The organism is Amycolatopsis albidoflavus (genome assembly GCF_039525725.1).
GTDB lineage: Bacteria > Actinomycetota > Actinomycetes > Mycobacteriales > Pseudonocardiaceae > Amycolatopsis > Amycolatopsis albidoflava.
The window spans coordinates 371,136-393,113 of the sequence record NZ_BAAAHV010000023.1; the positions used below are offsets into that span (position 1 = coordinate 371,136).

Consider the following 21,978-nt stretch of genomic DNA (forward strand, 5'->3'; position numbering starts at 1 on the left):
CCGAGGCGCGTCGGGCCGTAAACCTGAGGCATGACAACACAACTCCAGGCCTCCCGCATCTCCAGGGCGGGCGCCTTCATCGAAGCATTGAGCAGACAGGACTTCGCGCGGATGTCGTCCGCAATGGACAGCGAGGTGCGGTTGACGGCCTTGCTGCCGCCGGGATTGCGCGAATTCCACGGTCCGGCCGAGATCACCGCCGCGTTCACCCATTGGTTCGGCGAGGTCTCCGATTTCGAGCTCGCCGAGGGCGAGGTGGATCGGGTCGGCCCGCGGTTGCACTTGCGCTGGCGAGCGCGCGTGCGTGCGGAGCGGCTGGGGGAGGGGTGGTTCGCGGTGGAACAGCAGGCGTACGTGGACGATGACGCGGACGGGCGGTTTTCGCGGATGGTGTTGCTGTGTTCGGGCTATTGCCCAGAGGACGGGGCACGCTGAGCGGGCCAGTGGTCCGTGAGGGGAACCCTGAGGGAATCAGAGTCCCTCAGGGTTCCCCTCACGGACGTCAGCACGCAGTCGTCAGCACACAGTCGCAGGGTCGTGAAGCGGGCATTTCGTCGCTGCTGACCGGCATAAGCGCTCACGAGGCCCGTCCGTCATCCGGCGAGAACCGAAGTCTCCCAAGCGAATCCGTCCGGATCCGTGATCCGCCCAGCGTTCCCGCCGATGGTCACTAGATGCGAACCCGAACCCTCCTCCGGCACCCCGGCGTCCTTCGCCAACGCCTTCCGGCCGTAAAGGGCCAGCTTGATCGGGCTCGTCTCGAATTCCACGTACTTGCGCCCGTAGCTCTTGCCCACCGCGAGCCCGTGCGAGACGTAAAACTGCTTGGTCGCCGCCACATCCGACGCGCCCAGCAGCAGCACCATCTGGTCGTATTCGCGAACCCCCGCGCCGGAATCCTTCTTCGTGGAAGTCGCGACCTTCCAGATCGCGCCGTCGGGTGCCTGCACAACCCCGCCGAAACCCCACAGCGACTTAGCGGCGGGCTTCAGCGAAGTAGCACCTGCCGCAAGCGCAGCGTCCAGGTAAGCGACGGCGTTGGCAGGCTGGGAAACGGTGAGCGACAAGGTAAATCCGCGGAAGCCGGTGCTCGGCGCGGCGGCCTGGCGGAAGCGGAGACGGTCGCCCAGATCGAACGCGGCGGTGTAGAAGCGCTCGGCGGCGGCGACATCGGGAACGTCCAGGGTGACAAAGTCGAATGAGGTCATGCCGTAAACGCTAAATCCGGCACCAGCCCCGACGCTTCTTGATTCCTGATCGCTTACCGAGCCGGACGCCCGGCCAGCCACGCTTCGCGCCGGCGCGGTGACGCTCGGGACAACCAAGCGTCTTCGACGACCTCGGTCAGCTCCTGCCGCGTCAGCGAGCCGAGGTGAGCGGCCCGGACGAGCACCGACAGATGGCCGTCGAAGTGCGGAGTGGTGAAAAACGGGCTGTCCGGGTCCTGGACCAGCGCCTGCTTGTCCGATTCGGACGGTACCCAGAACACGATCACGTCCGGATACCGTTCGCCGGTCTCCGCGTCGAAGGCGTCCGGCCGCGGGGTCCGGAAGAACACGAACGACTTGCCGCCGACCTGGTACACGGGGTTCTCCCGCGAGCCGCGCACCACCGTGACGTGGGGCATCCCCAGCGCCAGCTCGTGCACGTCCTCGACCCGCGCCCGCATGACCTGCACGATACGACTCCCAGCGCACCGCGTCAGGTATGAACAGGGCATGGTCACGCTGGATCGGCTCGTCAACGTCCTCGGTGGGTACGGCGCGCGGTTGTGCTGCTGTCCCGTCGCGCGCGAGGTCGCGTTGCGGGACGTGGTGATGGACGACCCCGCTGACCCGCGCGGGTTGCGCGGCGACGTTTACCTCGCGGTGGGCGTCGAATCGGTGCTCGAAGCCGTCGAACGGGCCGCTCAAGCGCGGGCGTCGGTCGTGTTGGTGCGCGGAGCGACGCCGCCGGGGCCGGACGAGGTCGCGAAAGCGGAGGACGGTCAGGTCGCGGTGCTGCTCGTGGACCCGGAGGTGTCGTGGGGACAGCTCGCGGGCGTCGTCTACGGCCTGGTGCTCGAAGGGCGCGAGACGGAATCCGGTCGCGGCCCGACCGACTTGTTCGCGCTGGCCGACAGCCTCGCCGACGCGCTCGGCAGCGCGGTCACCATCGAGGATCAGCTGTCGCGCGTGCTCGCGTACTCCAGCCGTCAGCAGGGCGCGGACCGCGTGCGGCTGGAGACGATCCTCGGGCGGCGAGTGCCGGACCAGGTGCGCGAGCTGTTCGAGCACCGCGGCGTGTTCGCGCATCTCGTCCAGTCGGACGAGCCGTTGTTCGTCGAGGCAGATCCGGAGCACGGGCTGACCGGACGCATGGTCGTCGCGGTCCGGGCCGGGCGCGAGACGCTCGGGTCGATCTGGGTGGAGTGCGAGGAGCCGCTGTCGGACGTCCGGCGCACTGTCCTGCACGACAGTTCCCGCACGGTCGGGCTGCATTTGCTGCGCTCGCGGGCGAGCGCCGACCTCGAACGGCAGGTCGAATCGGACCTGGTGATCCGGCTGCTGGAAGGCACCCCGGACGCGGCGGCCGTGCTGAGCAGGCTCGGTTTGCCGCCCGGCCGGTTCCGCGTGGTCGCGCTCCAGGCGCACATCGCCGACGAACGGCACGCCGCGCTGCTGCTCGCCTTCGAGCGCGCGACCACCGGATTTGGCTGGTCGCGGCCGGGCCGGAGCACGCTGTTCAGCAACACCGTCTACACCGTTCTGCCCGGCGAAGACGTCGAGACCGCCCGCGCGTGGATCGACGGGATCCGCGACGCGTTGCCGACGCAGGTCACGGTCGCAGCCGGGATCGGCGCGCCCGCGTCCACCGCGGAGCTTCCGGCCAGCCGGCGGGAATCCGACGAATGCCTTGCGCTGCACGACGTTCGCCCGGAACCCGGCGCGGCCGTCGCGTACGACGAGTCCTGGGACGACATCCTGGTCCTCCGCCTGCGCGCCGCCGCGGCAGCGGGACGAGCCCCGGCGCGCGGTCCGATCGCGGATCTGGCCAGGCACGACGCGGCCAACTCGACCAGCTACGTCGCGACCCTGCGCGCGTGGCTCGAGACCCAAGGCGACCTCACCGAAGCCGCCGAACGGCTCGGCGTGCACCCCAACACCATCCGCTACCGGCTGCGGAAGATGGCCGACGTGACGCCGCTGCGGCTCGACCTGCCCGCGAAACGGCTGGCGATGATCATCGAGCTCGCCGTCGCCGATCCGCAGGATTGACCGATCAGGACAAACGGGCTTGCTCCGTTTGGCCGAACTCGACAAAGACCGCCCGCCGGATCCGGGTCATCCTGGCCGCACCAGCACAACCAGCGGCACGGCGTGGCGGAGGAAGACATGGGCGATCTCGACCGGAGGGACGGCGGACCGCGTTCGGCGATCGTGGTCGGCGCGGGCATCGTCGGGCTGTCGACCGCCTGGTTCCTGCAGGAACGCGGCGTGCGGGTGACCGTCGTCGACCGCGAGGGCATCGCGGCGGGCTCGTCCTGGGGCAACGCGGGCTGGCTCTCGCCGGGGTTGTCGATCCCGCTCAACGAACCCGCCGTCCTCCGCTACGGCCTGCGCACCCTGCTCGACCGGCAGGCGCCGCTGCACGTCCCGGCCACTCCGGACCCGCGGTTGTGGCAGTTCCTCGCCCGCTTCGCGGCGAACTGCACCCACCGTTCCTGGAACCGGGCAGTGCGCGCGAACCTGCCGTTCAACGAGGAATGCCTTGAAGCGTTTGACCTCCTGACCGCCAGCGGCGTGGACGCGCCGACCATCGACGCGCCGATCACCGCCCTGTTCGAGACCTCGGCAAAGGCCCAAACGCTGGTCAAGGAGCTGGACCGGCTCGGCAACGCCGGGCAGAAGGTGTCCTGGACCCAGCTCGCCGGGCCGGAACTGCGCGAGCACTTCCCGCAGGTCACCGACCGGATCGGGGCCGGCATCCGGATCGACGGCCAGCGGTATGTCGACCCCGGCCGGTTCGTCGAATCGCTCGCCCGCGCGGTGGTCAGCCGCGGCGGCACGATCCGGCACCGGTTCGAGGTCGCCGCGATCCGCAGGCACGAGTACGCCTACACCGTGCTGTCGGCGAACGGCCAGACGGTCAACGCCAACGCCGTCGTACTCGCCACCGGCGCGTGGCTGGGCGAACTGGCGCACAAATGGGGCGTGCGCGTCCCGGTGCGCGCCGGGCGCGGGTACTCCTTCACCGTGCCGACCGACGATCCGGTGCCGAGCCCGATGTACCTGCCGGACATCCGGGTCGCGTGCACTCCGTACCAGGGCGGGCTGCGGGTGGCCGGGACGATGGAGTTCCGCAAGCCGGACGACCCGCTGTACCCGGCGCGCGTCGACGCGATCATCGCCTCGGCCCGGCCGCTGCTCAAGGGCCTGCGGTGGGACCAGCGCACCGACGTCTGGGTCGGCTCGCGCCCGGTCAGCGTCGACGGGCGGCCGGTGATCGGCCAGACCGGCGCGCCGGGAATGTACGTCGCGGGCGGGCACGGCATGTGGGGCCTCTCGCACGGCGCGGTCACCGGGAAGCTGCTCGCCGAGCAGATCGCCACCGGCAGGTGCCCGGAAGCGCTGCGGCCGTTCGACCCGCTGCGGTGACCTGGGCATGTCCGCCGAACCCGCCGGTCCGCCGCTGACCGGCGACGAGCACGCCGAGCTGATGTTCCTGCGCGCGGAGAACGCCTTGCTGCGCACCGAAAGAGACATCCTGGTGAAAGCCGCAGGCTGGTTCGCCGCCGACGCCGGCGTGCTCGACCGCCGCACCGAGCCCGAGCCCCGCTGACCGCCGCGGGACTCCTCGAAAGTCCGTGGGGGCTGGACGCCTCCTGCTAGCCCGGCCCCCACGGACGACATCCGAAAGGCACCCCTCATGTCGACGACCTCTTCGCGTCCCTGGCTGACCGCCGACGCGCACGCCCGCCTCGCCGCGGAACTCGCTGACCTGCAACGCGAACCCGAACTCGGCGAGGGCGCGGGCGAACACGACCGGCTCGACCGCAGGCAGCACCGGCAAGCGCGGATCCGGCAGTTGCAAGACCTGCTGCAGAACGCCGTCGTCGGCGAAGACCCGCCAGACGACGGAATCGCCGAGCCCGGCATGGTCCTGACCGTCCGCTACGACGACGGCGCGGTCGAGACTTTCCTGCTCGCCGCTCGCGACGAGGGCGGCACCGACCTCGAGGTCTACTCGCCGGACTCGCCGCTCGGGCGCGCGCTGGACGGCGCCAAGCCGGGGGAACAGCGGGAGTACGAGGTGCCGAGCGGCGCGGTCGTGCGGGTCACCCTGGTCGAGGCTTATCCCTACGGGCGCTATCAGAGCCATGGCTGAAGCCCGTTTCGTGGCTACCCTGAAAGAGTGACCGACGAAGAGCTCATCATCGAGTTCGCCCTCGCCCGGCTCGACAACCCGAGCCTCGACCTCGAGGAGGTCGCCGCGCTCCTCGTCCGCCGGGTCGGACCGGACCGGATGCTCGACCTCGCCGCGCGCAACCTCGAGACACGCGGCGAACTGCGCGGCGCGATGTTCGAGTCGGCCGTCGAACACGTCTTACGCGTGGTCCTGACACTGCGCGGCCCGGCTGACTGAGCCGTGGACAATTCGCTGACCTGCGTGGACAACTCCTGCCATTGACCGTGGACAGCCAGCGGTTGAGGACAAAACGGACGGCGCGCTGGGATGAGTGCACCGGGATTTCCCGGCTGTAACTCCATTCCGTTTCGTCCGAGGGGACACCCATGAAGATCGGCAAGACGCTGATGGCCGCCTCCGCGCTGGGGATCGCACTCGCCGGGATCGCCGCGCCCGCCGCGTCGGCGGACACCGCGGCTCCGGTGAGCGCGCAGAGCAAGCACACCGCGAGCATCAAGTGCACGAAGCCGTCCGGGAAGAAGGCCAACTACTCGTGGGGCGACGGCGCCACGAACGTCACCGTGTACTTCAACAACCACTGTTCGCACAAGGTGTCCGCGGGCATCGTGCTGAAGGACACGAACGGCGCGATGAGCGTCCAGTGCATGACCACCAACGGCGGCACCAAGGGCAAGAAGAAGTTCCACATCGGCCTCGACCACTCGGTCGTGCGCATCCAGAAGGGCTGCAAGCTCTGAGCCCCGTTCGCTGACGAGCCGGGCGGGCCCGGGGCTGCGCCGCCCCGGGCCTCCTGGCAACCTCCAAGGGTCGATGTCGATCATTGGAGGTGGCATGAGCGAGCCCGCGGCCGGGCAGCCCCAGGCCCGCCGAGGTCGCAAGCACCTCGTGCCCGACGCGGGCGCGGGTCCGGTCTCTCGGTTCGCCTGCGCGCTGCTGGACTTGAAGCGCGAAGCGGGCGACCCGTCCTACGACCGGATGCGCACGGAACTCGGCGCTGCGGCGTCGAAATCGGCGCTGTCGGCCGCCACGCGCGGACGCAGCGCGCCGTCCTGGCCGACGACCTGGGAGTTCGTCCGGAGCCTCGCGGTGACCGGCCTCGGCCGCGACGAGGAGACGGTGCGGCGCGAGTGGCTGGCGCGCTGGGAAGAGGCGGTCGAAGGGCAGTCGCCGGACCCGGCTTGGGCTGCTCCGGAGAGTCCGGCTGGCTCTGCGGGTACCGATTCCCGAGAACCGGCAGCCGATGACCCTTCTCTCGTTGAGAGCCACCCCGTCGCTCCGGCCGCGAAACCGGAGAAGACCCGCCGCTGGGGTTCGATCGTCGTCGCGGCAACCGTTCTGGTCGTCCTCGGACTCGTGGCCGCGGTCGTAGTCCTGGCCACCCCGTCCTCCCGCGACAAGGAAGCCGCCGCCCCGCGTTACCCGCTGCCGGGCGACTCGTCCGGCTTCGGCGGCGACGGCCTCTCCGGAGACGTCACCTTCCCCGACGGCGCGAAAACCCGCTACGGCCAGACATTCACGAAAATCTGGCGGCTGAAGAACACTGGCTCAGTACCGTGGCGCAGCCGCTATCTGCAGGTCGCGGGCGGCACCACGGTGCTGTGCCCGTCCCCGCCGCGCGTGCCGGTCCCGGACGCCGAACCGGGGCAGCTGGTCGAAGTGAGCGTCCCGGTGACGCCGACCGGCACCGGTGTCTGCCACGTCCTGTGGAAGATGGTCGACGAACGGGGCGCGCTGGTATTTCCTGATCGGACCGGGATTTTCTACCAGGTCACCGTCACTGTGGAGTAACCGGAGAACGCGCCGATAGTCCTTTTCGGACTGTCCACAATCGCGCGTTGCCGCTGGTCACCGCCCTGGGCAAGAAAATCGTACCTTTTTCCCTGTTCGCTCGTTCCGGTCTTGCAGATTCCATTGTGGACATTTTCCGCCGATGCCCGCCGCGGTCGCGGGACGAATTGGCGAACCAGGAATGGCCGCCGGGAAGCGGTAGCGGTCACATGACAATGAGTATCCGCAGCGAACCCTTCGCAGGATCACCCCTCCGGGTGGGGCGAGGGGCAATCCGCCATCGGAGCCTCGGTTCCGGTAGCTCAGCGTGAGAAAAGCCCGTCAGCGAGGCCGCGTTACATCACTCTTTAGTGGTGAAATTGCGATAATTGTGGTCACCGGAACCGCCGGGCGGGCGCGCTGCGCGACGGATCTTGCTTTGCGTTTCCGGGGCGTCTTGATAATGTCGCGCTCTGCCAGCGACCGACAGTTGTGCTCGGTCACGCGTGGATTCGGGGATCCGTGCGGCGGCTCCATTCTTGATGTTCGGAAGGACAATTCATGCGTTCTGCCCTGCTGCGCGGACGGACCGTCGCGGTCGCTGTTCCCGCGCTGGCTTTGCTCGCCGCCGCCGTCGCCCCGCCGGCGCTCGCCGCCGGGTCGCCCGCCGGCTCGGCTTACGGCGCGTCCGCTTCGGTCTCGCTGCTGCCCGGCGTGCTCGGCGACAAGGGGATCACGGTCGACACCGGCAAGATCGCCCCGTCCTCGACGGAGGGCCCGGAGTCCGCGCAGGTGGTGAACGTGCCGCTGAAGGGCCTGGTCACGGCGAAGGTCATCAGCAGCTCCGCGAAGCAGGACGGCAGCAGCGGCCCGGTCGACTCGAAGGCCTCGATCGTCGACGCCGCGCTCCCGGTGCTCGCCCCGCTCGCCGGCTCCACCCCGACCGCCCGCGTGATCAGCTCCGAGTGCAAGTCCACTCCGGACGGCATCACCGCTTCGTCCGAGCTGGCCGGTCTCGACCTCGGCAAGATCGGCAAGCTCCCGGTGTCGACCAAGCCGAACCAGAAGCTCGGCATCGACGGCGTGCTGCAGGTGATCGTGAACGAGCAGATCAAGCACTCCGACGGCAGCCTCACCGTCAACGCGCTGCACATCAAGCTGCTCGGCGGCGACGTCACCGGCGCGCTCGGCAAGGGCGACATCGTCCTCGCCTCGGCCACCTGCGCCAAGGTCGCGGGCAACCCGACCACCCCGCCGTCGTCCACCCAGCCCTCCGAGCCGGGCAAGCCGGGCACCCCGCCCGCCGAAGGCCCCGGCCAGGTGACCGTCGTGCCGGTCGGCGCGCCGGAGACCGGCGACGGCACCCTGGCTTCGGTGACCGCCCGGTGACGCGTTCCCGGTTCGGGCTTTTCGCGCTCCTGCTGGCTTTCGTCGCGAACTTCGCCCTGCTGGGCTGCGGTTCGGCGGAGACTCCGCCTGCCGCGGCCCCGGCGAGTTCCGCGGCGGCCGCGCAGCAGGTCGCGGACCCGGTCTCGCTCGACGTTCCCAGCATCGACGCGCATTCGTCGCTGGTGCCGCTCGGCCTCAACGACGACAAGACCGTCCAGGTGCCGCCGGTCGACCAGCCGCTGCAGGCAGGCTGGTACCACTTCGGCCCCAAGCCGGGCCAGGTCGGACCGGCGGTCGTCCTCGGCCACATCGACGGCAACCACCAGAAGGGCATTTTCTGGCGGCTGCACGAGATGAAGCAGGGCGACAAGGTCGTGATCGGGCGCAAGGACGGGTCGAAGGCCTCGTTCACGGTGACCAAGGTGGACCAGATCGCGAAGAAGACGTTCCCCACCGAAGCCGTGTACGGCAACACCACCGACTCGCAGATCCGGCTGATCACCTGCGGCGGCGCGTTCGACCCCGAAAAGAAGAGCTATCTCGACAACATCATCGTGTACGGCACGCTCGACAGCTGAGCGACTGATACCGGGGCCTCGTCGTTTCGCGCTCGGGCGAAGCGGCGGGGCCCTTTGTCATTCCCCTGCTGTCATTCCCCGGCGAGCTCGTCGGTCGCGGCCCGGCCCGCTTCGGCGGTGCGGCGCAGGAATCCGGCGATCAGCATGAGCTCGTCTTCGGTGTAGCCGGCGCACAGGTCGTCCATCGCCGAGTTCATCCCGCCGTACACCCGAAACAGCTCCTGCGTGCGTCCCGGAACCGCCCGCACGGTGACCGCGCGCCGGTCGGCCGCGTCCGGATCCCGTTCGCGCACGATCCATCCGCCGCGCTGCAACCGGTCGAGGATGCCGGTCACGGTCGCCGGATGCAGGCCCGCGCGGCGGGCGAGCGCGCTCGGGCTCAGCGGTCCGGCGAACGAGATCAGCTCAAGGCAGTCGAGGTCGACGTCTTTGAGCTTCAGTTGTCCGCCGACCTGGTGGTTCAGCAGCGACAGCTGATTGCGCAGTTCCCGCAGCGACTCCTTGAGAGCCACCGTGGTGCGCCGCCTGCGCCGCGCCGTGTCCGTTCCGGATGCTCCGGAAGCCATCTGCTCCGCCTTCCCCTTTTCCCGCTGGTCAGCGTAGCCGGGTCAGGCGGCGGCGAGCAGCGCTTCCCCGGCCGGGGTCAGCACGGCGGGCACCGGCTGCCCGAGCGGCCCCGGTTCGCTCGCGCGCAGCAGACCGGCGTGCGCCAGCGCGTGCGCGGTGAACTGGTCGCTGCACGGCAGGCCGTCCACGAACAGATCCGGTTCGCAGCTGCAGGTCAGCCGTCCGCGCCCGGCGGCGACGGCACGCAGCATCGAGATCCCGCGGCGGGTGACGGTGGTGACGGTGCTGGTCATGGCGGCCTCCTCGAAGCGCTCTCACCGATACGTCGAACGGGCAGCCCGGATTTCGACCTAACCTGGCGAGGGAAAGCCGACCGGAAGAACGCGGGAGCCCCCATGCTGATCGACGACCTGCACACCGTCCTGCCGGACGACCGGATCGTGCGGGACCCCGACGTGCTGCGCAGCTTCGCGCACGACGAGGCGGAGTGGGCTCCGTACGGCGAACCGGCGGTCCTGGTCCGTCCGCGCACCGCGGACGAGGTGCAGGCGACGGTGCGGCAATGCATCAAGCACGGCACGCCGGTGGTGCCGCGGGGCGCGGGAACCGGGCTGTCCGGGGGAGCGAACGCGCTGGCCGGATGCGTCGTGCTGGCGACCGACCGGATGACCGCGATCAAGGAGATCGACCCGGTGGAACGGCTCGCCGTGGTCGAACCCGGCGTGGTCAACGACGATCTTCGCGCGGCCTGTGCCGAACACGGGCTTTGGTATCCGCCGGACCCGGCCAGCTCGCCGTGGTCGACCATCGGCGGCAACGTCGCGACCAACGCGGGCGGCGTGTGCTGCGTGAAGTACGGCGTGACGCGCGATTACGTGCTCGGCCTGCAGGTCGTCACCGGCACCGGCGAACTCGTCCGGCTGGGCCGCCGTACCGCGAAGGGCGTGGCCGGGTACGACCTCGCCGGGCTGATGGTCGGGTCGGAGGGGACGCTCGGCGTCATCACCGAAATCACCGTGCGGCTGCGGGCGAAACGCGCGCCGGAGGCGACCGTCGCCGGGTATTTCGACTCGACCGTCGCGGCCGGGGAGGCGGCAGCGGCGATCCGCGCGGCCGGGATCGTGCCCTCGGCGCTGGAGCTGGTGGACCGGCATTGCCTGGCCGCGGTGGACGCTTGGAAGAACATGGGCTTGTCCGCGGACGCGAACGTCGTGCTGCTCGGTCGCAGCGACGTGCCGGGCGGGCACGAGGCCGCGGTGATGGTGGAGTGCTTCGAAAAGGCAGGGGCGACCTGGGCCGCGCAGTCGACCGACGAGGCCGAGGCGGACGCGCTGTTCGCCGCCCGGCGGCTGGCGTACCCGGCACTCGAACGGCTCGGCCCGGTGCTCACCGAGGACGTCTGCGTGCCGACGCATTTGGTGCCGGAAATGCTCGCCCGGATCGATTTGGCCGCACAACGACATGACACGCAAATCGCTAATATCGCGCATATCGGCGACGGGAATCTGCATCCGCTGCTGATCACGCCGACCGGCGACGACGACGCGCAGCGCCGCGCACAGGCCGCGTTCGACGACATCGTCGCCGACGCGCTGGAACTCGGCGGGACGGTGACCGGCGAGCACGGCGTCGGCCTGCTGAAGCGTCCCGGGCTGGCGAAAGAGCTGGGACCAGCGGTTCTCGACCTGCACCACGCGGTCAAGAAGGCCCTCGACCCGCACGGGATCCTCAACCCCGGGAAGGTCGTCGGAGGTCCCGCACAGCGGTAACTCGACCGAGTGAAAGTAAACAGTCCACAAAGGATAGTCATCCGTTTGTGACCCTTGTCTCCCAGTCGTTTTCTTTTGTTGGTTGCCTACCGCAAGCAACTTGCTTAGCCTAGCTAAGGGAACGGCTGGGAGAGGGGTTTTCGACGGTGGCGGAGCGCAGGACGTATTCGATCGCGGAACTCGGTCCGCGGTACAAGTGGATCGCGCTGTCCAACACGACGCTCGGGATGCTGATCGCGACGATCAACTCGTCGATCGTGCTGATCGCGCTGCCCGACATCTTCAAGGGCATCGGCATCAACCCGCTGGAGCCGTCGAACACGAGCTACCTGCTGTGGATGATCATGGGATTCCTCGTGGTCACCGCGGTGCTGGTGGTGGCGTTCGGCAGGCTCGGCGACATGTACGGCCGGGCGAGGATGTACAACCTCGGCTTCGCCGTGTTCACCGTTTCCTCGATCATGCTGGCGATCACCTGGTTCGGCGGCGACGCGGCCGCGCTGTGGCTGATCGGCTGGCGGATCGTGCAGGGCGTCGGCGGCGCGTTCCTGATGGCGAACTCGTCGGCCATCCTCACCGACGCCTTCCCGGCCAACCAGCGCGGGCTCGCGCTCGGCATGAACGGCGTCGCGGCCATCGCGGGCTCGTTCCTCGGCCTCGTGGTCGGCGGCGTGCTCGCGCCGGTGAACTGGAACCTGATCTTCCTGGTGTCGGTGCCGTTCGGCGTCATCGGCACGGTGTGGGCGTACCTCAAACTGCACGACACCGGCGTTCGCCAGCACGCGAAAATGGACTGGTGGGGCAACATCACCTTCGCTGTCGGCCTAATCGCGGTGCTGGTGGGCATCACCTACGGAATCCAGCCGTACGGCACTTCGCAGACCGGGTGGGGCAGCCCGATGGTGCTGTCCTGCCTGATCGGCGGCGTCGCGGTGCTGATCGCCTTCATGGTGATCGAGACGAAGGTGCCCAACCCGCTGTTCCGGCTGTCGCTGCTCCGGATCCGCTCGTTCAGCTGGGGCAACCTGGCGAACCTGACCGCGTCGCTCGGCCGCGGCGGGCTGCAGTTCGTGCTGATCATCTGGCTGCAGGGAATCTGGTTGCCGCAGCACGGTTTCACCTTCGAGCAGACGCCGCTGTGGGCCGGGATCTACATGCTCCCGCTGACCATCGGCTTCCTGGTGGCCGCGCCGACGTCCGGCATCCTGTCCGACCGGATCGGCAGCCGCGCGCTCGCCTCCGGCGGCCTGGTCATCACCGCGGCGACCTTCTTGTTGCTGACGCTGCTGCCGGTGAACTTCGACTACTGGGCGTTCGCCGGGATCCTGCTGCTCAACGGCATCGGCATGGGCATGTTCTCCTCGCCCAACCGCGCCGAGGTGATGAACAGCCTTCCCGCCGACGCGCGAGGTTCCGGCGCGGGCATGATGACGACCTTCCAGAACGCGGCGATGGTGCTGTCGATCGGCTTCTTCTTCAGCCTGATCATCGCCGGCCTGTCGGACCACCTGCCGATCGCGATGTCGCAGGGCCTGACCCAGCACGGGGTTCCGGAAGCGGCCGCACAACAGGTCGCCCACCTGCCGGCGGTCGCGGTGCTGTTCGCGGCTTTCCTCGGCTACAACCCGATCCAGCAGCTGCTGGGCGGCCAATTGGGCAGTCTGCCCGCGGACCAGGCGAACTTCCTGACCGGACGCAGCTTCTTCCCGAACCTGATCTCAGGCCCGTTCCAAGACGGCCTCGCGGTGGCGTTCGGCTTCGCGATCGTCGTGTGCCTGATCGGTGCGGTGGCGTCGCTGCTGACGAAGGACACGAAGAAGTCGTCGGAGTCGGTGGGGGAGGAACTGGCCGCGGTGGCCGGGGAATCCGGTGGCGGGCCTAGCGAGCTGGTGTCTCCTCGGAGCGACCGCTAGCGGCTTCCGTCTTCCGGCCAGAGCACGGCCTGGGCGACGATCACGTTTTCGCCGTTGAAGGTCAGCGCTGGGCCCTCGTGCAGGCGGTAGCCGAGCGCGAGGGCCTCGCTGACCCGGCGGCAGAAGGCAACGTCGTCGGGTCCGGTGAGGACTCGGTAGGCGGGGAGACCGTCCGGGGGTTGGCTCATGGGGTCATGATTTCAGGTTGGTCGCCGTCGTGGCTACGAAGATCGCTACGGACTTTCGCGGCTCTGGCGAGTTGTCTGTGGAATCGTTGCTGCCAGGCCAGGCTGAAAGCAGGTCGGTGCCTCGGGAAGGCAGTGCAAGCGCTCTAACGCAGTCCGCGAGAGCCTTCCACTTGAGAGACTTCTCCTTGCCTCGGCTTTGCCGGTCGGTCCGGCGAAGATCGAGTTCGCCGAAGGTTCAAGCCCCGGCTTGATCTCGTCCATAGCCGCGTCAGCGTAGTGGCTTCGCACGGGAAGCACGGGCCACCAGCAACGCCGTCCCCAGTGCCCCCGCCGCACCCACGCTGATCGCTCCGAATCCCAGGCGGAACGCGGCATCGGCGTCCGGCAGCCGTCCGGCGATCAGCACCGCGAACACCGCGCCGCCGAGCGATCCGCCGACTCGCAGCAGGATCGTCACCTGCGCAGCCGCATCCGGAAGTCGTGACGGTTCGACAGTCTTGTACGCCGCGATCCCCATCGGCATGCTCACCAAAGCCACCGAAGCCCCATACCCCGCCAGCAAAACCTGCACCACCACACTAGGCGCATCCACCGACAGGAACGCGAACGGCACCGTGCTCACCACCGCCAGCACCGCACCCACCAGCGCGACCGGCGCGGCACCATACCGATCCACCGCCCGCCCGGTCACTGGCGCGATCGCCGCAGTGGCACCGGCGAAGCCGAGCAAACTCAGGCCGGTGTCAACGAAATCCAGGTGCCGACCGAGCTGAAAATACAGCGTGACCACGATTCCGCTACCGAAGATCAACGCCCCGTTGAAAGCAGCGGCCAGACTCGCCGCCCGGTAAAGCCGGTTGCGGTACAAGGAAAAGTCCAGCAGCGGATGCGGATGCCGAAGACACCGCACCACGAACCACGTCAGCAAAGCGAGACCAGGCAACAGAATCGGCAACTCAAGCTGTCCGGTGTCTCCCCACGTGGTGATGGTGTAGAGGACCAGCGGCAGCCCAGCCGCGATCAGGGCCAGGCCGACGACATCGATCCCGCCTGTGGTCTCCCGAGAGCCGCGCGGCACATACCGGAGTCCGAGAACCAGGCCGACCGCCCCGATCGGCAGATTGATCAGGAACAGCCACGGCCACGAAAGACCGTGCAGGATCAGCCCTCCGGCAAGCGGGCCGAGCGCGGGCGCGACGCTCACCGCGATCCCGAGCGTCGCCATGACCCGGCCCAGTCGCGCGGCGCCGACCTGTTGTCCCAGAACGGTTTGCCCGGCCGGGATCAGAACGCCCCCGGCCAACCCTTGCAGGAACCGGAAAGCGATGAGCGCCACGACATCCGGGGCGGCCGCGCACAAGCCGGACGCCACGGTGAACGCGGCGAGGGCGACAAGCCACACCCGGCCCGCGCCGAAGCGTCGCGCCAGCCAGCCGGTCAAGGGAAGCGACAGGGCGAGTGCGAGCAGGTAGCCGCTCGCAATCCATTGCGTCACCGAGAGATCCGCGCCCAAATCGCTGCTGATCGAGTCGAGGCCGATCGTCACTACGGAAGCGTCGAGTCCGCTGGCGAACGCGCCGAACACGATGATCCAGCAGATCCGCCACGTCGCGCGGTCGATGGGGGCGGCGACGGTGGTCACGGCGAGACTCGCAAGGTGCGCAGCGCGGTCGACCAGTCGACAAGTTCCCCCAGCATCCGCGTCAGGATGCCTTCGTGGTGGTCGGCGGGCGCGAAGGTGCCAGGCTCGGCCAGGTCCGGGATGACGAAGTCGGTGAACAGTCCCAGCGCGACCTGCGAGCGCACGCAAGCGACTTTGACCTCGGCGAGCGTGAGCCGCAGGTGCTCCACCGCGCGCGTGCCGCCGTTGGTTCCGTAGCTGACGAAACCCGCGGCTTTGTCGGCCCACTCGGAAAACAGGAAGTCGATGGCGTTCTTGAGCGCCGCGGGCATGGAGTGGTTGTACTCGGGGGTCACGAAAACGAAGCCGTCGAAGCCGTCGATCAGCTCGGCCCAGCGCTGGGTGTGGTCGTTGCGGTAGCCGCCGATCGCGGCGGGAAGCGGTTCGTCCAGGAACGGCAGATCGATGTCGGCGAGGTCGAGCACCCGCACCTCGGCCCGGTCGCCGAGGAAGGCGGCGGCGCGGTCGCGGGTCCATTCGGCGACCTGCGTCGCCCGGCGGCCGGGGCGGGTGCTTCCGGAGACGACGGCGATGCGAAGCGGAGAAGTCATGCCCCGAAGGTACAACGCTCGTTGTAGTTTTTGCAACGATCGTTGTACTTCGGCATACTGAGCCGGTGCGGACGGACAAACAACGTGCTCTGCTCGACGGCGCCCTGCGAGTTTTCGCCAGGGACGGCTACTCGCGCGCCAGCATCGACGTGCTCGCGGCGGAAGCCGGCGTCTCGTCGCGGACGATCTACAACCACTACGGCGACAAGGCCGGACTCTTCCGCGCGGTGATCCTGGACAGCTCGGACCGCGTCGCCGAACGCCAGATCGCGGTCGCCGACAAACTGCTGGGCAGGATCGCGAACCTGGAGGCCGACCTCGTCGAATTCGGCCTCCAGTGGGCGAAACGCGACCCGGAAACCGAACCGCACTGGGCGCTGGTGCGCCAGATCCAAGCCGACTTCGACCACATCGCCCCGGAGACAGTCGCAGCCTGGAAGGAACGCGGCCCGACCCGCGTAAGGCAGGCACTGGCCGGACATCTGCGCAGGCTCGCCGCGGAAGGCCACTTCGAACTGGAAGACCCGTCGCTGGCCGCGGTACACCTCGTGCAACTCACCGCGGGCAGCGCCGCCGCGGCCGAACCGGGGGAAGACTGGGAAACGGTGATCCGGTCGGGGGTCGGGGTTTTCTTGCGCGCTTACGCGCCGGGGGCTACCAGCCGAAGCTGATGGGGACGTGCTGCCATGAACCAGGATTTCAGGAAGTTCGACGAATTCGTGCGCGCGACCGATCCCGGTGGCCGGAGCGACCTACGTTTCCTGGCGGAAACTCCCCGCGTCGAGGAGTTGATCGCTCGCGGGCTGCGGGAAAACCTGGCCCGCTCCGACTGGCGCTGGTTCCAGACCTATCTTTCTCTGGCCGGAGAACGTCCTTCGGCCCAGTATGTGCCGGTGTTCGCCGAGGCGTTGGATCTGCGTGACGGGGGTGTCAATCCGGGGGACGTGCTCGAGTACCTGCGTGACATCGAGCACCGGCGTGACATCAAGGATCCTTCGTCGGTGCCCGCGGTCGAGCGGGCGTTGCACTGGCGGCAGGACTGGGACGAGTTCCACGACCTGGCGTTCAAGGCGCTCGACGTGCTGCTGGCGATCGATGACGACGCGGCGTGGTGGGTGATCGAGTCGGTGCGAGACGACGACAGGGAGCGTGTCCGCGAGATCGCGCGGAGGGTCCTGGCCAGGCGTGCGAACGGATGACCGGCGCCGAACCGCGCGATCTCGTCGGATCTCAGAAGCCGAAGCTGACTCGTTCGATCTTCACCGGCTTGGCAGGAAGACCGTCGAGCGGCCCGCGTTCGCTGGGGATGATCCCAGCCGCCACGATCCGGTCCAGTACGTCCATCCCGCGCACCACACGACCCAGCACCGAGTAATTCGCCGGAATGTGCGCGAACGAATGCACGATGAAGAACTCCGACCCGTTGGTCCCCGGCCCCTGGTTCCCCATCGCCACAGTGCCGCGCTCGTAAGTCTCCGCCCCGGTCACCTCGTCCGGGAACTTGTAGCCAGGCCCGCCCTTTTCGACCTCGTAAATATCGCCGCACTGCAGAACCCCGAGGCGTGCGGAGTTCGTCAGCCGCCAGCACTGCGAGCGGTCGTAGAAGTGCTGGAGCACCAGGCTCGCCATGTTCGCGACCGCGCACGGGGCCGCTCCGCCGCTGTTGAGGCGGACGGTGACCGGGCCGTAGTTGTAGTGGAAGGTGACGTAGATCGTCCCGCGGGTGAGCGCGAACGGCAGCGGGCGCAGCACGGGACGCGCCGCCGGGTTCTCCGGCGTCGGCGTGAAGGTGCATTTCACCACCGGCGGCTTCGCCGAGGGAGCAGCGCTGGCCGGGGCCGCGGTGCACAGGGAAAGACCGGCGATGACGGCGGCCGCGAGCGCGGCCCAGCGTGGCTTCATGGGCCCGGAAACTAGCGAATCAGGGGCCGCCGGCGCCAGGGCTTACTTGCGCCAGGCGGTGCGGCTCTTGCGCAGGTCGAGCAGCAGGAGCAGGACGATGAACGCGGCGAGCCCGACGAGCCACACGTTCTCGGTGTTGTTCTCGTGGTTGCCCTTGATCATCAGCAGCAGGATGACCGCGGACAGCCAGCCCGCGATGCGGGTGGCCTTCGGGAACGAGCCGTGCCAGCCCCACTCCGCCGACGGCTCGTCGCGCGGGTCGACCTCGGGGCGCTTCTCGACCGCCTTGCCTGCCACGACCACTCCTTCAAACCGCCAGACGTTGTGCCTCCGCATGATCCCACACCGCTGGCCGCCGCGCGGACACGACCCGGGCCATAATGCTTGCTGATGACTACTTCGCGAAGCGTCCTCGTGCTGGGCTCCACCGGGTCTGTCGGGACCCAGGCGCTCGACGTCGCCGCACGTAATCCGCATTTGTTCACGATCGCCGGCCTCGCCGCCGGCGGTTCCGACCCGGCGGCGCTCGCCGAGCAAGCGATCGCGCACGAAGTAGCGGCCATCGCCGTGACGAAGCCCACGGCGGTCGAGGACGTGCAGCTCGCGCTGTACGCCGAGGCACAGCGCAGGGGGTACTCGAAGGGCGAGTTCCGTCTTCCGCGCATTCTCGCGGGCGCTGACGCGGTCGGCGAACTGATCGATTCGGTGCCGGTCGACGTCGTGCTCAACGCGGTGCCGGGCTCGCAGGGCCTCGACCCGACGCTGCGCGCGCTGGCCACCGGCGCGACGCTCGCGCTGGCCAACAAGGAATCCCTCATCGCGGGCGGTCCGCTGGTCCTCGCCGCGGCGAAGCCGGGACAGCTGGTGCCGGTCGACTCCGAGCATTCGGCGATGGCGCAGGCCCTGCGGTCCGGCGAGGACAACGAGGTCGCGCGGCTCGTGCTCACCGCGTCCGGCGGCCCGTTCCGCGGGAAAAAGCGCGCGGACCTCGGCGAGGTCACCGTCGAGCAGGCGATGGCGCATCCGACCTGGTCGATGGGCCGGCTGATCACCATCAACTCGGCGACGCTCGTCAACAAGGGCCTGGAGCTGATCGAGGCGTCGCTGCTGTTCGGCATCGAACCGGCGCGGATCGACGTGACGGTGCATCCGCAGTCGATCGTGCACTCGATGGTCACCTTCGCCGACGGCTCCACCATCGCCCAGGCGAGCCCGCCGGACATGCGGCTGCCGATCGCGCTGGCGCTGAACTGGCCGCACCGGGTGCCCGGCGCGGCCGCCGCGTGCTCCTGGGACACCGCGACGAGCTGGACGTTCGAGCCGGTCGACAACGAGGCGTTCCCGGCCGTCGAGCTGGCTCGCGAAGCCGGTGCCGCGGGCGGCTGCCTGCCCGCGGTTTTCAACGCGGCGAACGAGGAATCGGTGGCCGCGTTCCTGGCGGGCAAGGCCACGTTCCTGTCGATTGTGGACACCGTGTCGCGGGTGGTGTCCGACGCGGGCGAATGGCGGCGCGAACCCCGCGACGTCGCGGACGTGCTCGCCGCCGAGCAGTGGGCCCGCGCCCGGGCCGCCGAGCTGCTGGGATGAGCGCGACCGGTGCGCGAAGGCGGGCCGGTTGATGCAACACTGGTTTCACGCTGGCGGCGGATACTTGAACCCGTGACTTTCTCGGGTGGTCTCACCGCCTGAAGCCGTGGAAGAAGACGAAACCTGCCGCCACCGCATCGCGGGCCGCGGCTGAGGGGTGAGGTGCAGGGCCCGTGCTTGCCTATGTGATCGGCGTGGTGCTCTTCGCGCTCGCGATCTGTGTTTCGGTCGCGTTGCACGAAGCGGGCCACATGGTCACCGCCCGGATGTTCGGGATGCGGGTCCGCCGCTACTTCGTCGGCTTCGGGCCGACGGTGTTCTCGTTCCGGCGCGGCGAGACCGAATACGGCCTCAAGGCGATTCCGCTCGGCGGCTTCTGCGACATCGCGGGCATGACCGCGCTCGACGAGGTCACCGCGGAAGAAGCTCCGCGCGCGATGTGGCGGTTCAAGGCCTGGAAGCGGACCGTCGTGATGTCGGCCGGTTCCATCACGCACTTCCTGCTCGGCTTCATCGTGCTGTTCATCATGGCCGCGACCATGGGCCTGCCGAACGTGGACCAGAAGCCGATCGTCTCGACCATCTCCGACTGCGTGCGCGGCGGCACCACGGTCGACCAGGTCAACAACCCGGTCTGCCAGCCCGGCGACCCGGCCCCGGCGAAGAAGGCGGGCCTGCTGCCCGGCGACGTCGTGGTCTCGGTGGCGGGCAAGCCGACGCCGACCTGGGACGCGATGGTGACCCAGGTCAAGGCGGTCTCCGGGCCGGTCCCGGTGGTCGTCGAGCGCGGCGGGAAGCAGGAGACGTTCGTCGTGGACGTGCCGAAGGTGACCCGCCCGGCCGCGAACGGCGGCACCGAATCGGTGGGCGCGGTCGGCGTCGGCGTCGCGCGGAGCATCCAGTACGGCGTGGGCGGCGCGTTCGGCGGCGCGGCGTCGTTCACCGGCGACATGTTCGCCCGCACGTGGGACGGGCTGATGGCCTTCCCGAAGCGCATCCCGGCGGTCTTCAACTCGATCTTCGGCGGCGAGCGCGACCCGGACACCCCGGTCAGCGTCGTCGGCGCGAGCAGGCTCGGCGGCGAGGCGGTCGAGGCCGGGCTGTGGCAGGTCTTCCTGCTGCTGCTGGCCAGCCTGAACTTCTTCATCGGCGTGTTCAACCTGCTGCCGCTGCTGCCGATGGACGGCGGGCACATCGCGATCGTCTGGTACGAACGCGTCCGCGACTGGCTGCGCGGACTGCGCGGCAAACCCGCGGGCGGCCCGGTCGACTACACGAAGCTGTCCGCGATCACGATGGTCTTAGTGGTGATCGGCGGCGGCGTCACGCTGCTCACGGTGACCGCCGACATCGTCAATCCGATCCGCCTGCAGTAACCGCGCGCACCGGCCGGGTCACGCGTGCGTGCCCGGCCGCCCGAGAAGGGGTAACGCTGCTCACCGCGTCGGCTGACTTCGTTGAAACGCGCCCGGGTGGGGTGGGTACGCTGGAAGCGTGACCGTCGCGTTAGGTATGCCCGCTCTGCCCCCGCCCGTCCTCGCCGAGCGTCGCAAGACCCGCCAGCTGATGGTGGGGTCGGTGGGCGTCGGCAGCGACCACCCGATCTCGGTGCAGTCGATGACCACGACGCTGACCTCCGACGTCAACGCCACCCTGCAGCAGATCGCCGAGCTGACCGCGGCCGGCTGCGACATCGTGCGCGTGGCGTGCCCGTCGGCCGACGACGCCGAGGCGCTGCCCGCGATCGCGAAGAAATCGCAGATCCCGGTGATCGCCGACATCCACTTCCAGCCCAAGTACGTGTTCGCCGCGATCGAGGCCGGGTGTGCCGCGGTGCGGGTGAACCCGGGCAACATCCGCAAGTTCGACGACCAGGTCAAGGAAATCGCGCAGGCCGCGAAGGACCACGGCACGCCGATCCGGATCGGCGTCAACGCCGGGTCGCTCGACAAGCGGCTGCTCGAGAAGTACGGCAAGGCCACCCCGGAAGCGCTCGCCGAATCGGCGATGTGGGAGGCGTCGCTGTTCGCCGAGCACGATTTCCACGACATCAAGATCTCGGTCAAGCACAACGACCCGGTCGTGATGGTGCGCGCCTACGAGATCCTCGCCGAGCAGTGCGACTACCCGCTGCACCTCGGCGTCACCGAGGCCGGGCCGGCGTTCCAGGGCACGATCAAGTCCGCCGTCGCGTTCGGCGCGCTGCTGCGCCAGGGCATCGGCGACACCATCCGGGTGTCGCTGTCCGCGCCGCCGGTCGAAGAGGTCAAGGTCGGCACGCAGATCCTGCAGTCGCTGAACCTGCGGCCGCGGAAGCTGGAGATCGTGTCGTGCCCGTCGTGCGGGCGCGCGCAGGTGGACGTGTACACGCTCGCCGACCAGGTCACCGCCGGGCTGGAGGGGATGGAGATCCCGCTGCGCGTCGCGGTGATGGGCTGCGTCGTGAACGGCCCCGGCGAGGCGCGCGAGGCCGACCTCGGCGTCGCGTCCGGCAACGGCAAGGGCCAGATCTTCGTGAAGGGCGAGGTCATCAAGACCGTGCCGGAGCACGCGATCGTGGAGACCCTGATCGAAGAGGCCATGCGGATCGCCGAGGAATCCGGCGAGAGCATCGGCGAGGGCGCGCCGAGCGTCACCGTCGGCTGAGTTTTCCGTCCGTGAAGGGCTCCTTGAGGGA

The 21,978-nt window shown here is 69.0% G+C and carries 26 protein-coding genes; 17 read left to right on the forward strand and 9 right to left on the reverse strand.

The genetic code is table 11. The features are described 5' to 3' along the window. Positions 1-30: 30 nt before the first annotated feature. Positions 31-435 carry a nuclear transport factor 2 family protein gene (locus ABD156_RS38995; protein WP_344286044.1) on the forward strand — a complete coding sequence of 135 codons (405 nt, stop codon included), beginning with the start codon at positions 31-33 and terminating at the stop codon, positions 433-435. Between the two features lie 158 nt (positions 436-593). Here the strand turns inward: ABD156_RS38995 and ABD156_RS39000 are convergent, their stop codons facing one another. Both ABD156_RS39000 and ABD156_RS39005 read right to left on the reverse strand, forming a co-directional pair. Beyond that, the gene (locus tag ABD156_RS39000; protein WP_344286045.1) at positions 594-1,208 is read right to left on the reverse strand and encodes a glyoxalase; all 615 of its coding nucleotides are present in this window, start codon (positions 1,206-1,208) and stop codon (positions 594-596) included. 53 nt (positions 1,209-1,261) lie between these two features. Further along, entirely contained in the window at positions 1,262-1,669 is a 408-nt protein-coding gene (locus tag ABD156_RS39005; RefSeq protein ID WP_344286046.1) for an MmcQ/YjbR family DNA-binding protein, read from the reverse strand. A gap of 49 nt (positions 1,670-1,718) precedes the next feature. Between ABD156_RS39005 and ABD156_RS39010 the strand changes: the two genes are divergently transcribed. The 9 genes from ABD156_RS39010 (at position 1,719) to ABD156_RS39050 (ending at position 9,143) form a co-directional block, all read left to right on the forward strand. Continuing rightward, positions 1,719-3,257 carry a PucR family transcriptional regulator gene (locus tag ABD156_RS39010; RefSeq protein ID WP_344286047.1) on the forward strand — a complete coding sequence of 513 codons (1,539 nt, stop codon included), beginning with the start codon at positions 1,719-1,721 and terminating at the stop codon, positions 3,255-3,257. A gap of 117 nt (positions 3,258-3,374) precedes the next feature. Then, positions 3,375-4,637 carry an NAD(P)/FAD-dependent oxidoreductase gene (locus tag ABD156_RS39015; protein ID WP_344286048.1) on the forward strand — a complete coding sequence of 421 codons (1,263 nt, stop codon included), beginning with the start codon at positions 3,375-3,377 and terminating at the stop codon, positions 4,635-4,637. 7 nt (positions 4,638-4,644) lie between these two features. Continuing rightward, a complete protein-coding gene (locus tag ABD156_RS39020; RefSeq protein ID WP_344286049.1) occupies positions 4,645-4,821 on the forward strand; it encodes a hypothetical protein in 177 nt (58 codons plus the stop codon). An 87-nt stretch (positions 4,822-4,908) separates the two neighbouring features. Continuing rightward, positions 4,909-5,367: a GreA/GreB family elongation factor gene (locus ABD156_RS39025; protein WP_344286050.1), complete on the forward strand. Its 459-nt coding sequence runs from the start codon at positions 4,909-4,911 to the stop codon at positions 5,365-5,367. 27 nt (positions 5,368-5,394) lie between these two features. After that, a complete protein-coding gene (locus tag ABD156_RS39030; RefSeq protein ID WP_116200055.1) occupies positions 5,395-5,625 on the forward strand; it encodes a hypothetical protein in 231 nt (76 codons plus the stop codon). 149 nt (positions 5,626-5,774) lie between these two features. Further along, complete coding sequence (locus ABD156_RS39035; RefSeq protein ID WP_344286051.1) at positions 5,775-6,146, forward strand: hypothetical protein; 372 nt, start codon at positions 5,775-5,777, stop codon at positions 6,144-6,146. A gap of 94 nt (positions 6,147-6,240) precedes the next feature. Further along, positions 6,241-7,197: an NBR1-Ig-like domain-containing protein gene (locus ABD156_RS39040; RefSeq protein WP_344286052.1), complete on the forward strand. Its 957-nt coding sequence runs from the start codon at positions 6,241-6,243 to the stop codon at positions 7,195-7,197. A gap of 540 nt (positions 7,198-7,737) precedes the next feature. Then, positions 7,738-8,565: a choice-of-anchor P family protein gene (locus ABD156_RS39045; protein ID WP_344286053.1), complete on the forward strand. Its 828-nt coding sequence runs from the start codon at positions 7,738-7,740 to the stop codon at positions 8,563-8,565. Further along, positions 8,562-9,143, forward strand: a complete 582-nt coding sequence (locus tag ABD156_RS39050) for a class F sortase (protein ID WP_344286054.1) — start codon at positions 8,562-8,564, stop codon at positions 9,141-9,143. The genes ABD156_RS39045 and ABD156_RS39050 overlap by 4 nt, the downstream gene beginning before the upstream one ends. Positions 9,144-9,214: 71 nt before the next feature. Here the strand turns inward: ABD156_RS39050 and ABD156_RS39055 are convergent, their stop codons facing one another. Both ABD156_RS39055 and ABD156_RS39060 read right to left on the reverse strand, forming a co-directional pair. Beyond that, positions 9,215-9,709, reverse strand: coding sequence for a MarR family transcriptional regulator (locus tag ABD156_RS39055; RefSeq protein ID WP_344286055.1), 495 nt, complete (start codon positions 9,707-9,709; stop codon positions 9,215-9,217). 42 nt (positions 9,710-9,751) lie between these two features. After that, on the reverse strand, positions 9,752-10,003 hold the full coding sequence (locus ABD156_RS39060; RefSeq protein WP_344286056.1) for a hypothetical protein: 252 nt from the start codon (positions 10,001-10,003) through the stop codon (positions 9,752-9,754). Positions 10,004-10,105: 102 nt separating this feature from the next. Here ABD156_RS39060 and ABD156_RS39065 point away from each other — a divergent pair, with 102 nt between their 5' ends. Together ABD156_RS39065 and ABD156_RS39070 are read left to right on the forward strand one after the other, a co-directional pair. Beyond that, positions 10,106-11,479 carry an FAD-binding oxidoreductase gene (locus ABD156_RS39065; protein ID WP_344286057.1) on the forward strand — a complete coding sequence of 458 codons (1,374 nt, stop codon included), beginning with the start codon at positions 10,106-10,108 and terminating at the stop codon, positions 11,477-11,479. A 146-nt stretch (positions 11,480-11,625) separates the two neighbouring features. Then, on the forward strand, positions 11,626-13,392 hold the full coding sequence (locus tag ABD156_RS39070; protein WP_344286058.1) for an MFS transporter: 1,767 nt from the start codon (positions 11,626-11,628) through the stop codon (positions 13,390-13,392). On the opposite strand, the gene ABD156_RS39075 is transcribed toward ABD156_RS39070, so the two are convergent. The 3 genes from ABD156_RS39075 to ABD156_RS39085 form a co-directional block, all read right to left on the reverse strand. Continuing rightward, positions 13,389-13,580 carry a DUF1737 domain-containing protein gene (locus ABD156_RS39075; RefSeq protein ID WP_344286059.1) on the reverse strand — a complete coding sequence of 64 codons (192 nt, stop codon included), beginning with the start codon at positions 13,578-13,580 and terminating at the stop codon, positions 13,389-13,391. The two genes, ABD156_RS39070 and ABD156_RS39075, sit on opposite strands and share 4 nt — an antisense overlap. Positions 13,581-13,848: 268 nt before the next feature. Further along, positions 13,849-15,222: a DHA2 family efflux MFS transporter permease subunit gene (locus ABD156_RS39080; RefSeq protein WP_344286060.1), complete on the reverse strand. Its 1,374-nt coding sequence runs from the start codon at positions 15,220-15,222 to the stop codon at positions 13,849-13,851. Then, positions 15,219-15,812 (reverse strand): NADPH-dependent FMN reductase, encoded by a 594-nt coding sequence (locus ABD156_RS39085; RefSeq protein ID WP_344286061.1) that lies wholly within the window; start codon positions 15,810-15,812, stop codon positions 15,219-15,221. Before ABD156_RS39085 ends, ABD156_RS39080 begins: the two co-directional genes overlap by 4 nt. A 65-nt stretch (positions 15,813-15,877) precedes the next feature. Between ABD156_RS39085 and ABD156_RS39090 the strand changes: the two genes are divergently transcribed. Together ABD156_RS39090 and ABD156_RS39095 are read left to right on the forward strand one after the other, a co-directional pair. Next, positions 15,878-16,483 (forward strand): TetR/AcrR family transcriptional regulator, encoded by a 606-nt coding sequence (locus tag ABD156_RS39090; protein ID WP_344286062.1) that lies wholly within the window; start codon positions 15,878-15,880, stop codon positions 16,481-16,483. Between the two features lie 15 nt (positions 16,484-16,498). Further along, positions 16,499-17,011 (forward strand): hypothetical protein, encoded by a 513-nt coding sequence (locus tag ABD156_RS39095; protein WP_344286063.1) that lies wholly within the window; start codon positions 16,499-16,501, stop codon positions 17,009-17,011. Between the two features lie 31 nt (positions 17,012-17,042). Here the strand turns inward: ABD156_RS39095 and ABD156_RS39100 are convergent, their stop codons facing one another. Next, a complete protein-coding gene (locus ABD156_RS39100; RefSeq protein ID WP_344286064.1) occupies positions 17,043-17,714 on the reverse strand; it encodes a peptidylprolyl isomerase in 672 nt (223 codons plus the stop codon). A 42-nt stretch (positions 17,715-17,756) separates the two neighbouring features. After that, positions 17,757-18,011 carry a DUF2631 domain-containing protein gene (locus ABD156_RS39105; protein ID WP_067591018.1) on the reverse strand — a complete coding sequence of 85 codons (255 nt, stop codon included), beginning with the start codon at positions 18,009-18,011 and terminating at the stop codon, positions 17,757-17,759. 93 nt (positions 18,012-18,104) lie between these two features. Between ABD156_RS39105 and dxr the strand changes: the two genes are divergently transcribed. From dxr to ispG, 3 genes are all read left to right on the forward strand, one after another. Next, positions 18,105-19,301 (forward strand): 1-deoxy-D-xylulose-5-phosphate reductoisomerase, encoded by a 1,197-nt coding sequence (gene dxr, locus ABD156_RS39110; protein ID WP_344286065.1) that lies wholly within the window; start codon positions 18,105-18,107, stop codon positions 19,299-19,301. Positions 19,302-19,474: 173 nt separating this feature from the next. After that, on the forward strand, positions 19,475-20,677 hold the full coding sequence (locus ABD156_RS39115; protein WP_344286066.1) for a M50 family metallopeptidase: 1,203 nt from the start codon (positions 19,475-19,477) through the stop codon (positions 20,675-20,677). 118 nt (positions 20,678-20,795) lie between these two features. Beyond that, entirely contained in the window at positions 20,796-21,947 is a 1,152-nt protein-coding gene (gene ispG / locus ABD156_RS39120) for a flavodoxin-dependent (E)-4-hydroxy-3-methylbut-2-enyl-diphosphate synthase (protein ID WP_337822568.1), read from the forward strand. Positions 21,948-21,978: the final 31 nt, after the last annotated feature.

Bases quoted from the DNA above. Each gene is read 5' to 3' on its own strand.
- ABD156_RS39020 (WP_344286049.1), top strand. From the start codon at position 4,645: ATGTCCGCCGAACCCGCCGGTCCGCCGCTGACCGGCGACGAGCACGCC.
- ABD156_RS39060 (WP_344286056.1), bottom strand. From the start codon at position 10,003: ATGACCAGCACCGTCACCACCGTCACCCGCCGCGGGATCTCGATGCTG.
- ABD156_RS39075 (WP_344286059.1), bottom strand. From the start codon at position 13,580: ATGAGCCAACCCCCGGACGGTCTCCCCGCCTACCGAGTCCTCACCGGA.
- ABD156_RS39085 (WP_344286061.1), bottom strand. From the start codon at position 15,812: ATGACTTCTCCGCTTCGCATCGCCGTCGTCTCCGGAAGCACCCGCCCC.
- ABD156_RS39045 (WP_344286053.1), top strand. From the start codon at position 7,738: ATGCGTTCTGCCCTGCTGCGCGGACGGACCGTCGCGGTCGCTGTTCCC.
- ABD156_RS39065 (WP_344286057.1), top strand. From the start codon at position 10,106: ATGCTGATCGACGACCTGCACACCGTCCTGCCGGACGACCGGATCGTG.
- ABD156_RS39095 (WP_344286063.1), top strand. From the start codon at position 16,499: ATGAACCAGGATTTCAGGAAGTTCGACGAATTCGTGCGCGCGACCGAT.
- ABD156_RS39055 (WP_344286055.1), bottom strand. From the start codon at position 9,709: ATGGCTTCCGGAGCATCCGGAACGGACACGGCGCGGCGCAGGCGGCGC.
- ABD156_RS39100 (WP_344286064.1), bottom strand. From the start codon at position 17,714: ATGAAGCCACGCTGGGCCGCGCTCGCGGCCGCCGTCATCGCCGGTCTT.
- ABD156_RS39000 (WP_344286045.1), bottom strand. From the start codon at position 1,208: ATGACCTCATTCGACTTTGTCACCCTGGACGTTCCCGATGTCGCCGCC.
- ABD156_RS39015 (WP_344286048.1), top strand. From the start codon at position 3,375: ATGGGCGATCTCGACCGGAGGGACGGCGGACCGCGTTCGGCGATCGTG.
- ABD156_RS39035 (WP_344286051.1), top strand. From the start codon at position 5,775: ATGAAGATCGGCAAGACGCTGATGGCCGCCTCCGCGCTGGGGATCGCA.
- ABD156_RS38995 (WP_344286044.1), top strand. From the start codon at position 31: ATGACAACACAACTCCAGGCCTCCCGCATCTCCAGGGCGGGCGCCTTC.
- ABD156_RS39040 (WP_344286052.1), top strand. From the start codon at position 6,241: ATGAGCGAGCCCGCGGCCGGGCAGCCCCAGGCCCGCCGAGGTCGCAAG.
- ABD156_RS39025 (WP_344286050.1), top strand. From the start codon at position 4,909: ATGTCGACGACCTCTTCGCGTCCCTGGCTGACCGCCGACGCGCACGCC.
- ABD156_RS39010 (WP_344286047.1), top strand. From the start codon at position 1,719: ATGGTCACGCTGGATCGGCTCGTCAACGTCCTCGGTGGGTACGGCGCG.
- dxr (WP_344286065.1), top strand. From the start codon at position 18,105: ATGACTACTTCGCGAAGCGTCCTCGTGCTGGGCTCCACCGGGTCTGTC.
- ABD156_RS39005 (WP_344286046.1), bottom strand. From the start codon at position 1,669: ATGCGGGCGCGGGTCGAGGACGTGCACGAGCTGGCGCTGGGGATGCCC.